Here is a 3,522-nt window from a genome sequence, read left to right as displayed (position 1 = left end):
GTAAGAACAAGATTCTTTTTGTTGGTACCAAGCGCGCTGCCGGTAAAATCATCCGCAAAGTGCCGCTCCTAACGCCTCAGAACGGAAAGACCCGCCTGAGAGACAACATCCCTGATCAAATAAGACATTTAGAGGAGCAACAGGCAGTCATGCAAAGGAAATGCAGCCACGCCCCTGAGGAGGGGCTAACGAGAACGCTGTTATAACCGCATTAGCAATTAAATTCAGGCTGCTACATCAAGATTCAAACAGACTGATTTTCCTCGCTCATGACTGTCTATAAGCAACCAATAAGAAGATGAAGCACTCAAACTTCCATCAGATCTTTTTCTTTGCTGGCCAGCGCCGCATCGACTGCAGCAATGTATTTATCAGTCACCTTCTGGATATCGTCCTGTGCACGACGCTCATCGTCTTCACTGATTTCCTTTTCTTTTTCCAGCTCCTTGATGTCGGCCAGTGCATCACGACGAATATTGCGAATAGCAATTTTAGCGTTTTCAGCTTCCTGACGTGCCTGACGGGTGTAGCCCTTCCGGGTCTCTTCAGTCAGGGGAGGAAGAGGGATACGAATCACCTCACCGGCAGTGGAAGGATTCAAGCCCAGATCAGATTTAAGGATCGCTTTTTCTACATCAGGCACCATCTGTTTTTCCCAGACCCGAACAGCCAGGGTTCTGGCATCTTCAGTAGAAATGTTCGAAACCTGGCTTAATGGCGTCTCGGAGCCGTAATAGGAAACCCGGACACTATCCAGCAGACTCGGGTGAGCACGGCCAGTACGAATTTTGGCAAATGCACCATCCAGAGAGTCAACACTCTTGCTCATGCGCTCTTGCGCATCTTGCTTAATTTCTTCAATCATTTACCACCCCACTCACCAGTGTTCCTTCTTCGCCACCTACCACTGCATTGAGCAGAGCACCGGATTTATTCATATTGAAAACCCGAACGGGCATCTGCTGATCACGAACCAGACAGATCGCAGTCAAATCCATTACACCAAGTTTGCGCTCAAGCACATCATCATAGGTCAGGGACTCAAATTTTACTGCATCAGGATGTTTAACCGGATCCTTGTCATAGATACCGTCAACTTTGGTTGCTTTCAACACAACATCGGATTCAACTTCAATACCACGAAGGCAGGCTGCTGAGTCTGTTGTAAAGAAAGGGTTACCGGTACCCGCTGAAAAGATCACTACATCACCACCATTGAGGTAGCGCATTGCACGACGATGGTCATAGTGTTCAACAACACCATCCATCGGAATGGAAGACATGACACGGGTATTGATGTTTGAACGCTCCAGGGCATCACGCATAGCCAGGGCATTCATGACTGTGGCCAGCATCCCCATATGATCGCCAGTCACACGATCAAGACCAGCAGCACTCAACGCTGCTCCGCGAAAGAGATTTCCGCCACCGATAACGATACCAACCTGAACGCCGATACCCACCAGCTGGCCGATTTCCAGGGCCATTCTGTCAAGAACACTGGGATCAATACCAAAGTCCCCCGATCCCTGAAGGGCCTCACCACTGAGCTTAAGCAGAATGCGCTTATATTTCGGTTGTCTATCATTTGCCGGCATTTTCAGCTTTCCGATTCAGAGTTAGGCGAAAAGGCGCCTGTCCCCAACGGCCTGCCGACTCACCCCAAACCTCAATGAATGAGTTTTATGCACTATTGGCAGCTGAAATTCAGCCACTCATATACAACCTTGCATCAGTGCATCAATACTCAGACATCAGGATATGGGCAAACCTGCAAACCTGCAGACCTGCTGAGCAGACTCAATTAAGCCTACTCAACTGAAAGGTCAGACACCATCCATTAAGTACTAACAGTATCAGGATTGGAGTCCAGCCTGGGCTCGAACTTCAGCAGCAAAGTCCACTTCTTCTTTCTCGATACCCTCACCCACTTCGTAGCGAACGAAGCCTGTGATGGTAGCGCCCGCTTTCTTGGCCAGAGCGCCAACTTTAACATCAGGATCCTTAACGAAAGGCTGCTCCGTCAAACTGTTTTCAGCCAGGAACTTGTTGATACGACCAACAATCATCTTCTCGATGATTTCAGCTGGCTTGCCGGACTGCTCTGCCTGAGCCTTGAAGATTTCCTTCTCTTTCTCGACCAGATCAGCTGGCATATCGTCCTTGTTAACCACCTGAGGGTTAACAGCAGCAACGTGCATAGCTACATCACGAGCCAGCTCGGAGTTGCCACCGTCGAGGCTGACCAAAACAGCAATACGCTTATTTCCGTGAACGTAAGCGTCAATCACGCCGCCTTCTACGATTTCAATACGACGAACACCAATGTTTTCACCGATCTTCTGTACCAGAGCCAGACGTGCTTCTTCCAGCTCACCCTCCATCAGCTTGGCCACGTCAGCTTCCTTACGATCAAAAGCGGCATCCACCACTCTCTGAACGTAACTCAGGAAGTTATCGTCACGGGCAACAAAATCGGTCTCGGAGTTAACTTCGACCATTACACCGAAGCTACCATCTTCGGCAACTTTAGTGGCGACAATACCTTCAGCGGCAGTGCGACCTGCTTTCTTGGCGGCCTTGGCCTGACCAGATTTACGCAGCTCTTCAATAGCCTTTTCGATATCACCTTCCGAAGCAACCAGAGCCTTCTTGCACTCCATCATGCCCAGACCAGTGCGTTCACGCAGTTCCTTAACCAGTGCTGCAGTAATTGCTGCCATGGTGGGTTCCTCTCGCAAATATTCAATAAGGGGTTCAGGGCAGCCTTGAGCTTATTTATTTAGCGCTTCAAGCTTATGACATATGAACAAGCTTGTGCATACTGAAGCTCTTGCCAACGACCACCCCAAAGTGACAAACGCTCTTTTTAATCTGAAAAAGGGGGCTACGCCCCCTTTTCGCAACGATCCGGAAATCACGCTTCCTTAGCGTCTTCCTGACCGTCATCAGCCTTGGCTTCAGCTGCTTCTTCAGTTTCAGCTTCTGCTTCAACTTCTACAAACTCGCTTTCAGTGCCTGTGTTGGCTGCCGCACGACCTTCGAGGACAATATCTGCAGCAGCTTTGATGTAAAGCTGAATAGCGCGAATCGCATCATCGTTACCTGGGATAACGTAGTCAACACCTTCAGGGCTGGAGTTGGTGTCAACGATACCAATGACAGGGATACCCAATTTATTGGCTTCCTGAATAGCGATGCGCTCGTGCTCAACATCGATAACAAACAGCGCGTCTGGCAGACCACCCATTTCCTTGATACCACCCAGAGACCGATCCAGCTTTTCCAGATCGCGACGGCGCATCAGGGCTTCTTTCTTGGTCAGTTTTTCGAAAGTACCGTCTTCAGCCTGGGCTTCCAGATCACGCAGACGACGGACCGACTGACGAATGGTCTTATAGTTGGTCAGCATACCACCCAACCAGCGATGCGCCACAAAAGGCATACCGCAACGAGCAGCTTCTTCACGGATGATTTTACCGGCAGCGCGCTTGGTACCAACAAAAAGAATCTTGTTCTTAC

Annotated in this window: 6 protein-coding genes; 2 read left to right on the top strand and 4 right to left on the bottom strand. The window is 49.5% G+C overall.

Features of this window, described 5'->3' with window-relative positions; all coding sequences use genetic code 11:
* Positions 1-206: uS2 family ribosomal protein (locus KDK16_RS01165; protein ID WP_257274305.1), on the top strand; the 206-nt coding region annotated here is incomplete at its 5' end.
* A gap of 101 nt (positions 207-307) precedes the next feature.
* On the opposite strand, the gene frr is transcribed toward KDK16_RS01165, so the two are convergent.
* The 3 genes from frr to tsf all read right to left on the bottom strand — a co-directional run bounded on the left by frr (position 308) and on the right by tsf (position 2,723).
* Positions 308-865 carry a ribosome recycling factor gene (frr, locus tag KDK16_RS01160; RefSeq protein WP_257255304.1) on the bottom strand — a complete coding sequence of 186 codons (558 nt, stop codon included), beginning with the start codon at positions 863-865 and terminating at the stop codon, positions 308-310.
* Positions 858-1,598 (bottom strand): UMP kinase, encoded by a 741-nt coding sequence (pyrH, locus tag KDK16_RS01155; RefSeq protein ID WP_257255305.1) that lies wholly within the window; start codon positions 1,596-1,598, stop codon positions 858-860. The genes frr and pyrH overlap by 8 nt, the downstream gene beginning before the upstream one ends.
* A gap of 258 nt (positions 1,599-1,856) precedes the next feature.
* Complete coding sequence (tsf, locus tag KDK16_RS01150) at positions 1,857-2,723, bottom strand: translation elongation factor Ts (RefSeq protein WP_257255306.1); 867 nt, start codon at positions 2,721-2,723, stop codon at positions 1,857-1,859.
* Between the two features lie 82 nt (positions 2,724-2,805).
* Between tsf and KDK16_RS01145 the strand changes: the two genes are divergently transcribed.
* The gene (locus tag KDK16_RS01145) at positions 2,806-2,931 is read left to right on the top strand and encodes a hypothetical protein (protein ID WP_257255307.1); all 126 of its coding nucleotides are present in this window, start codon (positions 2,806-2,808) and stop codon (positions 2,929-2,931) included.
* Here KDK16_RS01145 and rpsB read toward each other — a convergent pair.
* On the bottom strand, positions 2,918-3,522 hold a 605-nt coding region (rpsB, locus tag KDK16_RS01140; RefSeq protein WP_257274304.1), incomplete at its 5' end, for a 30S ribosomal protein S2. The two genes, KDK16_RS01145 and rpsB, sit on opposite strands and share 14 nt — an antisense overlap.

The sequence above is a fragment of the Endozoicomonas sp. SESOKO4 genome, assembly GCF_024606275.1.
The sequence above is the reverse complement of the archived record's forward strand: the minus strand, read 5'-3'. Positions and strand labels throughout refer to the sequence as shown.